Consider the following 16,079-nt stretch of genomic DNA (forward strand, 5'->3'; position numbering starts at 1 on the left):
CCCAATTTCCAAAAAACATCTATGAAACACTTCTACTTAAAATCTATTCTTTACGCTGCTTTTTTCTGCCTCCTATTGGTCTCATCAGGCTGCACCAAGTCTAAATCTGACAGAGCAAATGACAGAGGGATCGAACAACTGAATGAAAACAATTACACGGAAGCGATAAAAACATTCACAAGTATCATTAAAAAGGACAAAGACTATCTTCCTGCCTACTATAACAGGGCTATATGCTACTCTTTTTTAAATAAAAACCGGGTTGCTATTCAAGATCTGACAATTATAATCTCCAAGCAAAAATTTGACGAGGATGCCTATCTAAACCGGGCAATTTTATATGAAAATCAAAAGAAATATAAAAAGGCCATTGCAGACTATTCACACGTCATTAAGATCAATCAAGCCAATTTTACTGCCTATCATTATCGTGGTATAAGCAAATATTATATTGGCGATTACAAAGGTGCAATTAAAGATTATAAGCGAGCTATAAAAATGGGACTCCACTCTTCGGGTGTTTATTACAACAATGCCGTAGCCTTAGATTGCATTGCAGATTACCCTTCTGCCATAACCTATTACAACAAGGCAATTAAGATAGATAAGAAATTGAATCGTGCTTATTATGCCAGAGGAATTGCCAAACTGAAAGCCGGCGATAAAAAAGGTGCTATTTCAGATATTAAAAATTCATTAAAATTAGGATTCAAACAGGCCTCTGAGGTACTGAAGCAACTAAAAAACTAATCTACAAACAATCTACCCTGCCAAGTATCTCTTGCTTTCAAGTGATTGTTAAGTTTATTCACAAATTGATAATTTTTAATGCCCCATTTTGGAGCGATCAACCATCCTTCCGGAACCTGATTAATAAATCGTTCCAGCATTACCTGTGGATTAATTCTTTCAATAATATCCACTATAAAATCCAGATACTCCTCCATTTCGAAAAGATAAAACAATTCAGGTTCCTGTTCGAATTGCTTTGCCATCAAAGTATTATTTAAGATTTGAAGCTGATGCATCTTCAGCGTTTCAATTGGCAACCGGGATAACATTACAGCATTGTTGATCATCGATTCCTTATCGTCAAAGGGCAAGCCATTCACCAAATGAACTCCAATATGTATTCCTCTATTAGCGGTGTTCCCGATGGTTTGTTCTGCTTCTTTATATCCATGACCGCGATTAATAAAACGAAGTGCTTCATCATTAGCCGATTCCACGCCATACTCCACGCTGATATAATAGTTCGTTGCCAGATCTTCCAGATAATCCAGAACTGCATCTGATATACAATCTGGTCTGGTTCCGATCACCAATCCAATTACCCTTTCATGATTCAAAGCCTCTTGATACAGCTGTTTTATTTTTTCGAGAGATGCGTAAGTATTAGAGTATGCTTGAAAATAAACTAAATATTGCTGTGTTTTGTACTTTTTAAAAAACTCAATTCCTTCATTTATTTGCTGCGTAATTGATTTTTTCGGACTGCAATAAGGAGGATTAAAACTATTATTATTACAATAGGTACACCCTCCAACACCTTTACTTCCATCCCTATTTGGACAAGTAAAACCAGCATCCACAGAAATTTTCTGAACTCGCTCTGTGAATTTTCTTCGAAAGTAGCTTGGGAAATCGTTATATCTTCCAGCATGTCCCCATGCATATTTTGTCTCGGTCATATCCAATAAATTTGTCCAAAAATACAAAAGATATTGCTGTAAAGATCCGAAAAACAGAAAATGAACATCTGCAAATTGTGTTCAAATCAATTATAATAACCTCCAACTAAATCTTATTGTAAGAAAAGATGATCAGATCAAAGCTAGCTAAAACTCTGTTTTAATAGGAGTCCCACTCCATTTCAACTTTTAAAACAGCAGCGATCCTATTTTTATATCGTATGGTCGTTTCATTTATTGAAACATTTCTTTATATTGCTTCGGACACTTTTTAAAACTTTACGCATGTTCTCAAAACAAGATCTAACCCAATTTGAGTCAAAAAACATCTCGCAGGAAACCATAGAAGAACAAATCAAAAACTTCACAACCGGTTTTCCGAAAATGAAACTCAAAAAACCAGCAGCAATTGATGACGGTATTACTAAAGTTCAAGATGAAGATCTTGACATTTATGAAGAAGTTTACAATACTCTCTCGAAGAACTTCTCTCTGTTAAAATTTGTACCTGCCTCAGGCGCTGCGTCTCGAATGTTTAAATGTTTATACGATTTTCTGAACACTTATCAGGATACCGAAGATGAATATTTAAATTTCCTATCCCATAAAGGTCCCGAAACCATGTTCAATTTCTTCAACAGATTAGAGGATTTTGCATTTTATGGCGATCTCCGAAATATCATTCTCGAGAAGGATATGGAGCTGGAGAAAATGCTGGATAAAAATCAATTCAAGCAAATTCTCGATATGCTACTCAGCAGAAAAGGTTTGAACTACGGTAATCTTCCCAAAGGATTACTAAAATTTCACAGATACAAGCAATACTCCAGAACATCTTTCGAAGAACATTTGGTGGAAACATTAAATTACGCAAAAAACCAAAATGGAAAAGCAAATATTCATTTGACAGTTTCTGATGAGCACAAACCTCTTTTTGAAGAGCGCTTTGAAAAAACAAGAGATAAATTCGAAGAAAAATATAATGGGGAACTTAAAGTATCCTATTCTTCACAAAAAGCATCTACAGATACTATTGCAGTAGATATCAATAACGAACCCTATCGGAATGAAGATGGCAGTATTCTTTTCAGACCGGGTGGACATGGTGCTCTTATTGAAAACCTTAATGAACTGGATGCTGATATTGTTTTTATCAAAAACATAGATAATATCGTTCCGGATCGATTAAAGGAGATCACCTACCGATATAAAAAAGTTTTAGCCGGCTTCCTTTTGGAATACCAATCTTATCTCTTTGATTATCTCGAGGAACTGGATTCAGAAAAGGAAATCAGCATGGAAAAACTAAATGAAATGCTTGCCTTTTTGGAAGATAAACTATGCACGAAATCTCCTGCTGCTCTTCACACAGAGGATCCAATTAAACTGAAGCAATATCTCATTAAGAAATTTAACCGACCAATTCGGGTTTGCGGAATGGTAAAGAATGAAGGCGAACCTGGCGGAGGTCCTTTCTGGGCAAGAAATCACGACGGTTCTGTTTCCTTGCAGATTGTGGAAGGTTCCCAGATTGATAAATCAGATACCAGACAAAAAAACATATTTGATCGATCTACTCATTTCAATCCGGTGGATTTAGTTTGCGGGATTAAAGATTTTAAAGGAAATAAATTCGATTTACGACAATACATCGACCATCAAACTGGTTTTATTTCTGAAAAATCTTATAATGGAAACAACCTAAAAGCAATGGAATTGCCGGGATTATGGAATGGAGCCATGTCGGATTGGAATACTATTTTTGTTGAAGTTCCAATCATTACCTTCAATCCGGTAAAAACGGTATTCGACCTGTTAAGAATAGAACATCGAAATTTATAATAAATAGAAGACCTCGTCCCCCGAGGTCTTTTTCATTTATTATTTGTTTGCAATTGTTAATAAGTTATGGATTGTCTTCAGGGCTTTTAACTTGAATGTTTTAAAATTAATCCTATTTTTGCAATGCAAAAATCATTTTAAATTGATAAATGACAGATAATACAGAAAACTATCTGGAGGACGATGCACTTACTCTGGTAAGACGATTTGAACAAATGATAAAAGCGGAAGCGCTTTACTATTTCGATGTACATGAGTTCGAAAGCATCATTGATCATTATATCGAAAAGAACAAAACTTCCGAAGCTGTTAAGGTGACCAATATTGCAGGAAAGCAACATCCCCATGCCATTTCCCTACAAATTAGAAAAGCATATTTGTTAATTGATCTGAATCAACATTTAGAGGCTCTCTCTCTTTTGAAAAAAGTCGAAAGAATTGAGACTACTAATAAAGAAATATACCTTTTGAAAGGCAATGTTTACAATGCCATGGGAAATTACAATAATGCTAAAAGAGAATTTGATTATGCATTAAAAATTAATATCGACAATCGGGAAGATCTTCTGTTTAGAATTGCCATAGCCTTTGAACAACTGGGAAAATTCGAGATTGCTATTGAGTATTTGGAAGAAGCTTGTATGCTGGATCAAGAAGATGCAGAATCCTTGTTTGAATTGGCTTATTGCTACGAGCAAATAGAGGAAGACAAAAAAAGTATTAGAACCTATAAACAATATCTGGATCTTAAACCCTTTTCGGATAATGCCTGGTACAACATTGGAATTGTATATAACAGAACAAGGGAATTTGAAAAGGCTATTGATGCTTATGAATTTGCAATCGCCATTAACGATCAGCATGGAAAGGCTTATTACAATAAAGCAAATTCTTTTTCTAACCTGGGAAAATATGAAGTTGCAATAAAAAACTATATCGAATACCTCGAATTCGAGGATGAGCATGCCATCACCTATTCTAATATCGGAGAATGTTTCGAAAAGCTGGAAGAATACGATCAGGCTCTAAATCATTACGAAAAAGCATTAAAACTAGACGATAAATGTGCAGATGCCTGGTTTGGAATGGGATTGATTCTCCTATATCAGGAAAAAATCGACGAAAGTCTGGTTTATCTTGAAAAAGCACAAGAACTAGAGGAAGACAATCCTGATTATTGCTTAGCACTTGGTTCAGCATACGGAAACTTAGGAAAACACGACCAAGCGGTGGAATCCTTTCGCAAAGCCATGGATTTAGATCCTGAGGATACAAATTTCTCCATTGCACTGGCTGAATATTATCACCAGAATGAAGATATTGAAAATGCCATTTTGGTGCTGAAAGAGAGTAATCTAAACCAACCTGAATGTATGCATGTTTTGGCTAATTTAGCCGCTTACTACATGATAGATAAAGATATTAGTTCTTCGGAATGGTACGTCGATAAGGCCCTGCAAGGGGATCCTAAGTGTATGGAAAACATCTTCCTTCAATTCCCCGAATTGGAGGACAATCAAGCATTCAAAGCACTCATTCAAAAGTACCTTGATAATTAAATCTCTATTTAAAGAATTTATATGACCAGAAAATTAAAGGATTATATTCTTATTGCCCTAAAGGGAATGGGAATGGGGGCTGCAGATGTTGTCCCGGGTGTTTCGGGAGGTACGATAGCTTTTATAACCGGCATTTACGAAGAACTTATCAATTCCATAAAGTCCGTTAATTTGAATGCAATAAAACTGCTGTTTCAATTTAAATTAAAAGATTTTTGGAAAGCAATTAACGGGAACTTTCTAATTTCCCTGCTGGGAGGTATCGCATTAAGCTTTCTGTCGCTTGCAAAACTCATTAAATATCTACTCGATGTCCATCCCATTCTAATTTGGTCCTTCTTCTTTGGATTAATCGTTGCTTCTGCTATCGTTGTGGCGCAAAAAATAACGGAATGGAAGTTACGAACCATTATAGCAATGATTGTGGGAATAGGTATTGCCTACTTTGTTACCGTTGTAACACCGGCAGAAACACCAACCAGTTATTGGTTTTTATTTCTTTCGGGTGCCTTAGCTATCTGCGCCATGATTCTGCCAGGCATTTCCGGGGCATTCATTCTGCTTTTGCTGGGAAAATACGAGTTCATTTTACATGCAATCAGTAATTTAAAATTCGATGTAATTGCTGTTGTAGCATCAGGAGCTGTTATCGGTTTGATGAGCTTTTCGAATCTATTAAGCTGGCTGCTAAAAAAATATCACAACATGACAATTGCCCTGCTTTCCGGATTTATGATTGGCTCTCTGAATAAAGTATGGCCCTGGAAACAAACCATCAGCACCTTTGTGAATAGTCATGGAATCGAAAAACCTTTGGTTCAGGAAAATATTCTACCAGGAACCTTCGAGACCTTATTCCATCATGATGCCCAATTGGTATATGCAGTTTTATTGGCCATTGTTGGTTTCCTACTAATATGGGTGATGGAAAAATTTTCTCCGGAGACTGAAAAATAGTAGCCGCATGTAATGCTATAATTTAAACACAAATACCTCATGAATACATACGGAATTATCGGCTATCCATTAACGCACTCCTTCTCGAAAAAATATTTTACCGATAAATTTAAGAAGCTGCAGCTTGATGCTCAGTTTTTAAATTTCGAAATTCCGTCGGTTAATGATTTTGTAAAGATAATTAAGATAGAAAAAAATCTAAAAGGACTTTGCATTACCATTCCCTACAAAGAAAAAGTCATTCCATTTCTGGATGAGATAGATCCTCTGGCTAAAAAAATCGGAGCGGTAAATTCAATTCAAATTCGACATGATGGAAATCAGATTAAGCTAAAAGGATACAATACCGATATTTTCGGATTTATGGAATCCTTAAAGGATTTTATTGGGGACAAGCGTCCCAAAGCACTGATTCTTGGAACTGGTGGTGCTTCAAAGGCAATTGCGGCTGGATTAGCAGAATTGGGGATAGCCTATCGTTTTGTATCCAGAGTAGGCAAAAATGATATACTGACTTACGATATGTTGAACGCAGAGCTTATCTCGACACACCAATTAATCGTGAATTGTACACCTTTAGGAACTTTCCCAAAGGAGGAAACCTGTCCGGATATTCCTTATCACCTGCTTGGCTCAGATCATTATCTTTACGATTTAGTTTACAATCCAGCAGCTACCCTTTTCCTGAAAAAAGGAGCTGAACAAGATGCCAAAACGCACAATGGTTTAAACATGCTGCATCTGCAAGCCGAAAAAAATTGGGAAATCTGGCATAAAGAATAGCTTTCTCAAGCTCGGATGAAACGAAAAGCAAAAAAATCATCCATCGGAATCTCCGATAAGACGAAAAAGCAAAAAAATCATCCATCGGAGTCTCCGATGAGACGAAAAAATGAAAAAATCACCCATCGGAGTCTCCGATAAGGTGAAAAAGCAAAAAAATCACCCATCGGAGTCTCCGATAAGGCGAAAAAATGAAAAAATCATCCATCAGAGTCTCCGATGAGACGAAAAAGCAAATAGTCTGTTTCCCTGAACTCCGGGAAGTACCAAAATCCATTTTTAGAATTAAAATGTTACGGAGTAGGTTCAATTCTTCAAGTAGTCACCTCTTTTAAAGTCTCGGGATATTCAATTGCTGATAAAAACAAGGCATGACCAGGTACCGAACTTCCGGCATTCGAACGGTTTTTACTTTCAATAATCTTGCGAAAACCATCCAAATCGAGCTTTCCCCTGCCCACTTCAATCAAAGTTCCAACGATAGCACGAACCATATTCCTAAGAAAACGATCCGCCTTAATAGTAAAAATAAATTCGTCAGCAGTCTCCTCCCATGCTGCTAAATAAATTTTACAGTTATTGGTTTTTACATCGGTGTGGAGCTTACTAAAACTAGTAAAATCCTGATATTCGAATAGTATTTTAGCTGCTTCGTTCATTTTGTGCCCCTCTAATTCGAATGGAATTTGCCAATGTGTTTCTATCCGAAAAGGGTTTTTCTCCTTGGTAATGAAATAATGATAAGTGCGTGATATGGCATCGAAACGTGCATGAGCTTCGGGATGAACTTTGAATATCCGTTTTGCAGCAATATCCCTGGGAAGCAAACGATTCAGCTTAAAGCAGAACTTCTCCGTATCATTAATTGCCTCCTGTACCATATCAAAGTGAGCGTAGAAATCGCTAGCATGCACTCCGGCATCTGTTCTTCCACAACCTACCACATTTATTTCCTCTCTTAAAATAGTGGATAAAGCTTTATTCAGGATTTCCTGAACACTTATAGCGTTGGGTTGTATTTGCCAACCATGATACTTACTTCCTTTATAACTTAAACGGATAAAAAAACGAGCCATCAAACGATATGATTTTATATTTACCATCCAAAAGTAAAGAATTCGTACTAATTTGCCATCTTTAATTCTGCACAGCAGGTAAATTTACTTACTAAATGTCTTAAGTTATTTCCTGTTTACACGGATAAACGTTTAACAAATTTTAACGGAGATGCATTTTCAAAAAACACGCAAAGGTTTATCTTTGTAGAGGTTTTTCTGTTTCAGATACCTTTTTATGTAAACATTAAAATAATAAAACAATACTTCTATGATCCAAACAGTTGATATCAAAGAGCTAAATGATCGTATCCAAAGGGAAAGCTCCTTTGTTGATATGATTTCAATGGAAATGAACAAAGTTATTGTTGGACAGAAACATCTGGTAGAAAGTTTATTGATCGGCTTACTATCTGATGGTCACATTTTATTGGAAGGGGTTCCCGGCTTAGCAAAAACATTAGCAATCAACACACTCTCCACAACCATCGATGCAGGTTTTAGCCGTATCCAGTTTACTCCGGATTTATTACCTGCCGACCTTGTTGGTACGATGATCTACAGTCAGAAAAAAGAAGAATTTGTTGTAAAAAAAGGACCGATATTCTCTAATTTCATTCTTGCGGATGAGATCAACCGTGCTCCTGCTAAAGTTCAGGCAGCGCTTTTAGAATCCATGCAAGAACGTCAGGTAACCATCGGCGATCACACCTACAAATTGGAGGAACCATTTTTAGTGATGGCAACCCAAAACCCAATAGAGCAAGAAGGAACTTATCCTTTACCCGAAGCTCAGGTCGATCGTTTCATGCTGAAAGTAGTCATCAACTATCCAAAAAAAGAGGAAGAGCAAATGATCATGCGTCAGAATCTTTTGAAGACTTTCCCTGTTGCAAACCAAATTTTAAAGCCGGAAGACATTATTAAAGCTCGCGATGTAGTGAAAGATGTTTATATGGATGAAAAAATTGAAAAATATATCATCGACATTGTATTCGCAACTCGTTTCCCTGCAGATTATGGTTTGGATCAATTTAAAGAGATGATTGCTTTTGGAGGTTCGCCACGTGCCAGTATAAATCTTGCATCTGCCGCTAAAGCATTTGCATTTATCAAACGAAGAGGTTACGTAATTCCGGAAGATATACGTGCTGTTTGCCATGATGTATTGCGACACAGAATAGGATTAACCTACGAAGCCGAAGCCAATAATATTACCAGCGAAAATATCATCAGCGAAATCTTAAATACTGTTGAAGTACCCTAGTAAAAAGTAAATGAGTTAAAAAGTGAAAGCCTAATGAGACTTCTTTAAGCTTGTTAGGTAAGCAAAGCTTCATTAGCTATTCTTGATACTTATACCTTAAATACTTGATACTAGAAAAATGGAGACAAGTGAATTACTTAAACGGGTAAGGAAGATCGAAATCAAAACCAGAGGTCTTTCCCGTAATATTTTTGCCGGAGAATATCATTCTGCATTTAAAGGTCTGGGAATGACATTTAGCGAGGTGCGGGAATACCAATATGGGGATGACATTCGAAAAATTGACTGGAATGTAACCGCTCGATACAATCATCCTTACGTGAAATTATTTGAAGAGGAACGGGAATTAACCGTTATGCTGATGATTGACGTTAGTGGTTCTCGTGAATTTGGTACCGTTTCTAAACTGAAAAAAAATCAGATAACTGAAATAGCAGCTGTACTTGCATTCTCGGCAATTCAAAACAACGATAAAATTGGTGTTATATTCTTTTCCAATACAATTGAAAAATTCATTCCTCCCAAAAAAGGAAAAACGCATATTTTAAGGATTATTCGTGAATTGATTGATTTTCATCCGGAAAACAGAGAAACGGATATTAGTAATGCATTGCGATATCTCACCAATGCTATTAAGAAAAAATGTACCACCTTCGTTATTTCCGATTTTATCGATGATGATTTTGAAAATGCCTTAACTATTGCCAATAAAAAGCACGATGTGGTTGCCCTTAAGATTTACGATCAAAGAGAAAAGGAAATACCATCGATTGGATTGGTGAAAATAAAAGATGCCGAATCGGGTGAATATAGCTGGGTGGATACCTCCAATAAAAAAGTTAGGGAGAACTACGCTGCCTGGTGGAGAAATGAAAGCAAAAGAACCTCCGAAATTTTTAAACGGTCGGGAGTTGATGTGGCTGAAATTCGAACCGACCAAGACTATGTGAAGTCATTAATCAATCTCTTTCAACGAAGAGGACATTAACATCAAGAATTGGAATACAACAATGAATAAAATTCTTAGAATGAAAAACTTCCTGGCTAAAACAATAATAACGGCTGTTTTTATATTTGGAATAATAATTTTACCCACTGAACTTAGTGCTCAAAATCCAAATCCGGAAATAAAATATAGTGTTCGATTAGATACCAATATCATTGTAATTGGGGATCAAATTAACCTAAATCTTTCGGTAGAACAACCAAAGGATCTTAAAATAGCCTTTCCTGCATTTGCCGACAGTATAATGTCAGGAGTTGAGATTATCACTCAAAGCCCGCAGGATACGACTAAATTGGATAATGGAAATGTGAAGGTTCATAAAAACTTTGTAATTACTTCTTTTGACGGAGGTATTTATAAAATGAAGCCTTTTGAATTCCAGATTCATGAGGAAAACTTTTCGAAGTCTATTCTGACAGACACATTGGTTCTGGGCGTGAAAACCATGGCTATTGACACTACAAAAGCAAATTTTGATATTGTAATGCCGATTCAAACGCCAATTTCCTTTGCCGAAGTTGTTCCCTGGTTATTGGGAGGAATCGTTTTTATTGCCTTAATCATATTACTGATATGGTATCTTCGTTTCCGAAAAAAGAATCAGCCTTTATTTGCCACCTCTAAACCAATAGAGCCTGCCCACGTAATAGCTCTTCGGAAATTAGATGAAATCAAACAAGATAAACTTTGGCAAACAGGTAAAATCAAGCTTTATTATTCCGAGCTAACCGATACCCTTAGGATTTATCTGGATGAGCGATTCGATTTATCAACTCAGGAATCGACTACTGATGAAATAATGCAAGCAGTTGATAATGTAGAAGTCAACAATGAATGGCATACCAATTTAAAAGAAATACTGGAACGTGCTGATCTTGCAAAATTCGCAAAATTTCAACCTTTACCGGATGAGAATGAACGAAGTCTGAAATTTGCATACAAAATAGTGGAAGACACTATTATTGCAGAAAAGAAAAAAGAAGAAAGTGAAGTATCTGAAACACTTCCCGAAAAGTCAGAAGCAAACCAATAACTTTGAAAATATATAGTATGAGCTCTATAGAATTTGCTAATCCTCAATATTTTTATCTTTTATTATTGTTGATTCCTCTAATCGCGTGGTATGCATTAAAAGACAAAGCAGCACACGCGACCATTCAGGTATCTACCTTAAAAGGTTTTAATGCCTCAAAACGAACCTATAAATACTATTTGCGACATCTGTTATTCGTTTTTAGAATACTAAGCATTGTATTGCTAGTTGCAGCAATAGCAAGACCTCAATCAAGCAATCGGTTTCAAAATACTACTACCGAGGGAATCGACATTATCATGTCGCTGGATATTTCGAGTAGTATGCTTGCTCGTGATTTTGATCCCGACAGGTTGGAAGCTGCAAAAGACGTGGCGATTCAATTTATTACCGGTCGCGAGGAAGATAAGATTGGCCTGGTAATTTTTAGTGGGGAGAGTTTTACCCAATGTCCCTTGACTACAGATCATGCTGTCCTAATTAATCTTTTTCAGGATATTCATTGCGGAATGATTGAAGATGGAACCGCCATAGGCTTAGGGCTGGCTAATGCAGTTAACCGATTAAAAGATAGTCATGCTAAATCAAAGGTTATTATCCTTCTAACGGATGGAGTTAACAATCAAGGTGAAATTGCCCCCTTAACTGCTGCTGAATTGGCTGAAACCTATGGTATTCGAGTTTATACAATTGGTATTGGAACACAGGGAACTGCCCCTTATCCGGTACAGACCGCCTTCGGAATCAGCATGAGAAATATGCCTGTTAAAATTGATGAAGAATTATTAGGGAAAATAGCAAGTATGACAGGTGGCCAATATTTTAGAGCAACTGATAATAATAAATTAAAGGCTATTTATAAGGAAATCGACCAGTTGGAAAAAAGTAAAATTGAAGTAAAACAATATAGCACCAAAAATGAAGAATATTTACCATTCCTACTTTTGGCAGCTCTTTTCCTTCTGATGGAAATAGCTTTACGCAATAGTATCTTGCGAAATATTCCTTAAAGTATAACAATAGAAATACAGAAAATCATTGAACAATGAATCAGTTTCGTTTTGAACATCCGATAATACTGTACTTATTTATAATCATCCCTATTTTGGCGGTCCTATATTGGATCAGCTTTAGCAGGAAGAAAAAAGCATTACAGAAATTTGGCGAATTTAATATTATCAGTCAATTAATGCCTTATGCATCCTTTAGCCGACCGATTTATAAATTCGGAATCCTATTGGTGGCATTGTGCTTTCTCATCATTGGAGCTGCCGGACCTCAATTTGGATCTAAGCTTCAAAAAATAAAACGAAAAGGAGTAGAAATCATCATTGCTCTCGATGTTTCCAATTCGATGATGGCTCAGGATATTCAACCAAACAGATTGGAAAGAGCAAAGCGCGCCATTTCTAAATTAGTTGATAAATTAAATGATGATAAAATTGGACTGGTAGTTTTCGCAGGGGAAGCATATACGCAACTACCCATTACAACAGATTATGCTTCAGCAAAATTATTTCTGTCCTCCATCAGTACAGATATTGTTCCCATTCAAGGAACTGCAATTGGTGCGGCTATCAACTTAGCGGCAAAAAGCTTTAGTCCCGAAAGTGAAGCCAGCAAAGTTATTATCGTAATTACCGATGGAGAAAACCACGAAGACGATGCTGTGGCAGCAGCAAGAGAAGCCAATGCTAAAGGAATCATCGTTCATACCATTGCAATGGGATCTAGCAAAGGAGCACCCATTCCGGTAAAAATAGGATCCAGCGATTTTCGTAAGGATGAAAAAGGAAATATCGTGATTTCGAAACTGGATCAGAAGATGATTGAGCAAATTGCTACTGCAGGAGGCGGTAAACCTGTAATAGCCAATAACACTACAACCGGTCTCAATATTCTTTTTAAAGAAATTAATAAAATGAATAAAACAGAATTGGAGGCAAGAGTTTATTCCGCTTACGATGAAAAATTTCAATATTTTATTGCGGTAGTTCTTTTTTTACTTCTGATCGAATTCTTGATATTAGAACGTAAAAATCGCTATCTAAAAGATATTAACCTATTTAAATCATCGAAATAGAACGATTCAAATTTGGCAATTATGACAAAATATATAGTACTATTTATGGGTATGATTTGTCTTCTAAGCTTGGAGGCAACAGCCCAAAAAGAGAGAAAATTCATCCGAAAAGGAAACGATCTTTTTGATGGAAATAAATATGAAAATTCCGAGGTAGAATATCGGAAAGCATTGGATAAGAAAATTCATTCGTACGAAGCTGGCTTCAATTTAGGGGATGCCTTATACAAACAAAAGAAGTACGATGAGGCCCTCAAGCAGTATAAAGCACTTACGCTAACAGAGAAAGATCCTCAAAAATTAGGGCAACTTTATCACAATATTGGGAATACCTTGTTAATGAATCGAAAAGTTGATGAGAGTATTAATGCTTATAAACAATCCTTGCGTTATGCTCCGGACTCGCAAGAGACCAAATACAATTTGGAGTATGCCCGAAGAATGAAACAAAAGCAACAAAAACAGAAGAAAAAACAACAGAATAAGAATCAAAAAGATAAAGACCAGCAAAAGAAGGACAGTAAAGACCAAAACAAGAAGAATCAGGATAAGAAAGACCAACAGAAAAAAGATCAGCAGAATCAAAATAAGGATAAAAACAAACAGAATTCTAAGGATCAGAAAAAACAAAATGGAGAACAAGCACAAAAGAATAAGATTTCGAAGCAAGATGCTCAACGCTTGTTAGAAGCATTACAAAACGACGAAAAGAAAGTTCAGGAAAAAGTACAAAAAGCAAGAGCAAAAAGTCAAAAAGTCAAACGAAGTAAAATCAAAAAGGATTGGTAGGTAATGGTATAATACACCTTTCAAAGGTTATATTAAAACACATTGGTTCTAATTTAAAATTCGGACTTATTTAACTAATAATTTATAAGTACATTTGTACCTGATATCATTATTAACAATAAATATACATCTGAAAAACAATACAATACAGATGAAGAAAATATTTTTCTTACTAATAGCGGTAATAACAATTAGCAACTCAGCCATAGCTGAAAAAATTAAATTTACAGCTTCTGCTCCAAGAGTTGTTGAAGTTGGTGAGCAATTCCGTTTATCCTATTCTTTAAACGAGAAAGGAAAGAATATACAATTACCCTCACTTACAGGTTTTCGAATATTAATGGGACCATCGACTTCAAGTAGTAGGAGCACCCAAATTATTAATGGAAAAGTTAGTTCTAGTTCTGCCTACACCTACACCTACGTTTTATTGGCCGAAAAAGAAGGTAAATTTCCAATTCAACCAGCTACCATTTCTGTAGATGGCGATGAGGTTCAATCCAACTCTATTACCATTGAAGTGGTGAAAGCTGAAAATAAACCCAAAAACTCTGCCACTCAAAATCAGTCTGAGAACAAAGCTAGCGCACAAAAAATTACCCAAGACAATTTATTTGTGAAAGTAGATCTTGATCGGAGCAGCGTATATATGGGAGAACATATCGTGGCTACTATTAAAGTTTACACCCGGCTTACTATTGCAGGTTTTGGAGATTCAAAATTCCCTTCCTTTGATGGTTTCCTAAGTCAGGAAATTCCAACACCAGGCCAAATTTCTTTGCAAAGAGAAAATATTAATGGAACAATTTATAATGCAGGCGTAATCCGTAAATTAATTTTATTTCCACAACATACCGGAAAAATAACTATCGATCCATTTGAACTAGAATGTATTGTACGTCAGCACCGTTCCCAAAACCGTCAAGGTTTCTTCGATGATTTCTTTGATAACTATCAAGATATCCGTGTACCCCGAAAAAGCAAACCGATCACCATTAGGGTAAAAGATTTTCCCGGAAACAAACCTGCCAGTTTTAATGGTGCTGTTGGAAAATTAAGACTATCCGCTACCATCGACAAAGACTCCGTTCAGGCTAACGATGCGATTACACTTAAGGTGAAAATATCAGGCAATGGTAATCTTAAATTAATTAATCCTTTAAAATTTGATTTTCCTGCCGATTTTGAAGTGTACGATCCTAAAACAAATCAGGATTTAAAAAGTTCTGCTGTCGGGATGACAGGTTCCACTACTTTCGAATATTTAATAATTCCGCGTCACGGAGGAGATTACAAAATTCCTTCTGTTGATTTTAGCTTCTTTGATCCTGCATCAAAAATATACCGGACAAGAAGTACCCCTAAGTTTAAGATTAAAGTTTCCAAAGGTAATTCTAATTCCGAAGGAGGAGTAATCAGCTCCTTCTCGAAAGAAGATGTAAAATTTATTGGAAAGGATATTCGATTTATTAAAACCAATGAATTTACTCCAAGACTTAAAGGGGAAGTATTTTTCGGAACTCTTAATTTTTACCTTGCATATCTTATCCCATTCTTTCTATTTGTTTTAGCATTTATTTTTAACCAAAAACGAATAAAGGAAAATGCGGATCTTGCCCGGGTTAAAAATAAGCGAGCAAATCGAATGGCAATGAAACGTTTAAAAGCTGCTTCGGCGCGTTTAAAAGCAAAACAAAAGGAAGAATTCTATGATGAAATCCTAAAAGCACTTTGGGGTTATACTTCTGATAAATTAAATTTACCATTATCAGATTTAAGTAAAAAGAATATCACAGAAATATTGGACTCGAAAGAGGTAGAAAAAGAACTAATTGAAGCATTTATGGATATTTTGAACACCTGTGAATTTGCTCGTTATGCTCCATCTTCCGGATCTTCAGAAATGGATAAATTGTATCAAAATACAATGGAAACTATTACCAAACTGGAAAAAAGCATTTGATATTTTCGAATAAATATTCGATAATCATTCAAATAATTTATTTGCGACTTC

At 35.9% G+C, this 16,079-nt stretch carries 14 protein-coding genes; 12 read left to right on the forward strand and 2 right to left on the reverse strand.

From position 1 onward, the window contains the following. Positions 1–21 precede the first annotated feature (21 nt). Positions 22–750 carry a tetratricopeptide repeat protein gene (locus tag DLK05_RS01935; RefSeq protein WP_209319657.1) on the forward strand — a complete coding sequence of 243 codons (729 nt, stop codon included), beginning with the start codon at positions 22–24 and terminating at the stop codon, positions 748–750. On the opposite strand, the gene mnmL is transcribed toward DLK05_RS01935, so the two are convergent. Beyond that, the gene (gene mnmL, locus DLK05_RS01940; protein WP_127342285.1) at positions 747–1,691 is read right to left on the reverse strand and encodes a tRNA modification radical SAM protein MnmL/YtqA; all 945 of its coding nucleotides are present in this window, start codon (positions 1,689–1,691) and stop codon (positions 747–749) included. The two genes, DLK05_RS01935 and mnmL, sit on opposite strands and share 4 nt — an antisense overlap. 285 nt (positions 1,692–1,976) lie before the next feature. Here mnmL and DLK05_RS01945 point away from each other — a divergent pair, with 285 nt between their 5' ends. The 4 genes from DLK05_RS01945 (at position 1,977) to DLK05_RS01960 (ending at position 6,832) form a co-directional block, all read left to right on the forward strand. Next, positions 1,977–3,533 carry a DUF4301 family protein gene (locus tag DLK05_RS01945; protein ID WP_127342286.1) on the forward strand — a complete coding sequence of 519 codons (1,557 nt, stop codon included), beginning with the start codon at positions 1,977–1,979 and terminating at the stop codon, positions 3,531–3,533. A gap of 149 nt (positions 3,534–3,682) precedes the next feature. After that, positions 3,683–5,092: a tetratricopeptide repeat protein gene (locus DLK05_RS01950; RefSeq protein WP_127342287.1), complete on the forward strand. Its 1,410-nt coding sequence runs from the start codon at positions 3,683–3,685 to the stop codon at positions 5,090–5,092. A 21-nt stretch (positions 5,093–5,113) separates the two neighbouring features. Next, positions 5,114–6,049 carry a polyprenyl-phosphate transporter gene (locus DLK05_RS01955; protein ID WP_127342288.1) on the forward strand — a complete coding sequence of 312 codons (936 nt, stop codon included), beginning with the start codon at positions 5,114–5,116 and terminating at the stop codon, positions 6,047–6,049. Between the two features lie 39 nt (positions 6,050–6,088). Further along, the gene (locus DLK05_RS01960; protein ID WP_127342289.1) at positions 6,089–6,832 is read left to right on the forward strand and encodes a shikimate dehydrogenase family protein; all 744 of its coding nucleotides are present in this window, start codon (positions 6,089–6,091) and stop codon (positions 6,830–6,832) included. A 314-nt stretch (positions 6,833–7,146) separates the two neighbouring features. Here DLK05_RS01960 and truA read toward each other — a convergent pair whose 3' ends face one another. Then, positions 7,147–7,935, reverse strand: coding sequence for a tRNA pseudouridine(38-40) synthase TruA (gene truA / locus DLK05_RS01965; protein WP_235831940.1), 789 nt, complete (start codon positions 7,933–7,935; stop codon positions 7,147–7,149). A gap of 223 nt (positions 7,936–8,158) precedes the next feature. Here truA and DLK05_RS01970 point away from each other — a divergent pair, with 223 nt between their 5' ends. The 7 genes from DLK05_RS01970 to DLK05_RS02000 all read left to right on the forward strand — a co-directional run bounded on the left by DLK05_RS01970 (position 8,159) and on the right by DLK05_RS02000 (position 16,028). Beyond that, positions 8,159–9,154: an AAA family ATPase gene (locus tag DLK05_RS01970; RefSeq protein ID WP_127342291.1), complete on the forward strand. Its 996-nt coding sequence runs from the start codon at positions 8,159–8,161 to the stop codon at positions 9,152–9,154. Positions 9,155–9,272: 118 nt separating this feature from the next. After that, complete coding sequence (locus DLK05_RS01975; RefSeq protein WP_127342292.1) at positions 9,273–10,142, forward strand: DUF58 domain-containing protein; 870 nt, start codon at positions 9,273–9,275, stop codon at positions 10,140–10,142. Positions 10,143–10,182: 40 nt separating this feature from the next. After that, entirely contained in the window at positions 10,183–11,193 is a 1,011-nt protein-coding gene (locus DLK05_RS01980; RefSeq protein ID WP_127342293.1) for a hypothetical protein, read from the forward strand. Positions 11,194–11,210: 17 nt separating this feature from the next. Next, on the forward strand, positions 11,211–12,203 hold the full coding sequence (locus DLK05_RS01985) for a vWA domain-containing protein (RefSeq protein WP_209319658.1): 993 nt from the start codon (positions 11,211–11,213) through the stop codon (positions 12,201–12,203). A gap of 35 nt (positions 12,204–12,238) precedes the next feature. Further along, positions 12,239–13,276, forward strand: coding sequence for a VWA domain-containing protein (locus DLK05_RS01990; protein WP_127342294.1), 1,038 nt, complete (start codon positions 12,239–12,241; stop codon positions 13,274–13,276). A gap of 21 nt (positions 13,277–13,297) precedes the next feature. Further along, positions 13,298–14,065: a tetratricopeptide repeat protein gene (locus tag DLK05_RS01995; protein ID WP_127342295.1), complete on the forward strand. Its 768-nt coding sequence runs from the start codon at positions 13,298–13,300 to the stop codon at positions 14,063–14,065. Positions 14,066–14,216: 151 nt separating this feature from the next. Further along, the gene (locus DLK05_RS02000) at positions 14,217–16,028 is read left to right on the forward strand and encodes a BatD family protein (protein ID WP_127342296.1); all 1,812 of its coding nucleotides are present in this window, start codon (positions 14,217–14,219) and stop codon (positions 16,026–16,028) included. Positions 16,029–16,079 lie beyond the last annotated feature (51 nt).

The sequence above is a fragment of the Ancylomarina longa genome (assembly GCF_003996985.1).
Classification (GTDB): Bacteria; Bacteroidota; Bacteroidia; order Bacteroidales; family Marinifilaceae; genus Ancylomarina_A; species Ancylomarina_A longa.

What these genes read in the sequence shown, in the direction of transcription:
- DLK05_RS01950 (WP_127342287.1), top strand. Translation starts at nt 3,683, where the DNA reads ATGACAGATAATACAGAAAACTATCTGGAGGACGATGCACTTACTCTG.
- DLK05_RS01960 (WP_127342289.1), top strand. Translation starts at nt 6,089, where the DNA reads ATGAATACATACGGAATTATCGGCTATCCATTAACGCACTCCTTCTCG.
- DLK05_RS01975 (WP_127342292.1), top strand. Translation starts at nt 9,273, where the DNA reads ATGGAGACAAGTGAATTACTTAAACGGGTAAGGAAGATCGAAATCAAA.
- mnmL (WP_127342285.1), bottom strand. Translation starts at nt 1,691, where the DNA reads ATGACCGAGACAAAATATGCATGGGGACATGCTGGAAGATATAACGAT.
- DLK05_RS01945 (WP_127342286.1), top strand. Translation starts at nt 1,977, where the DNA reads ATGTTCTCAAAACAAGATCTAACCCAATTTGAGTCAAAAAACATCTCG.
- truA (WP_235831940.1), bottom strand. Translation starts at nt 7,935, where the DNA reads ATGGTAAATATAAAATCATATCGTTTGATGGCTCGTTTTTTTATCCGT.
- DLK05_RS01980 (WP_127342293.1), top strand. Translation starts at nt 10,183, where the DNA reads ATGAAAAACTTCCTGGCTAAAACAATAATAACGGCTGTTTTTATATTT.
- DLK05_RS01955 (WP_127342288.1), top strand. Translation starts at nt 5,114, where the DNA reads ATGACCAGAAAATTAAAGGATTATATTCTTATTGCCCTAAAGGGAATG.
- DLK05_RS01985 (WP_209319658.1), top strand. Translation starts at nt 11,211, where the DNA reads ATGAGCTCTATAGAATTTGCTAATCCTCAATATTTTTATCTTTTATTA.
- DLK05_RS01995 (WP_127342295.1), top strand. Translation starts at nt 13,298, where the DNA reads ATGACAAAATATATAGTACTATTTATGGGTATGATTTGTCTTCTAAGC.
- DLK05_RS01935 (WP_209319657.1), top strand. Translation starts at nt 22, where the DNA reads ATGAAACACTTCTACTTAAAATCTATTCTTTACGCTGCTTTTTTCTGC.
- DLK05_RS01990 (WP_127342294.1), top strand. Translation starts at nt 12,239, where the DNA reads ATGAATCAGTTTCGTTTTGAACATCCGATAATACTGTACTTATTTATA.
- DLK05_RS01970 (WP_127342291.1), top strand. Translation starts at nt 8,159, where the DNA reads ATGATCCAAACAGTTGATATCAAAGAGCTAAATGATCGTATCCAAAGG.
- DLK05_RS02000 (WP_127342296.1), top strand. Translation starts at nt 14,217, where the DNA reads ATGAAGAAAATATTTTTCTTACTAATAGCGGTAATAACAATTAGCAAC.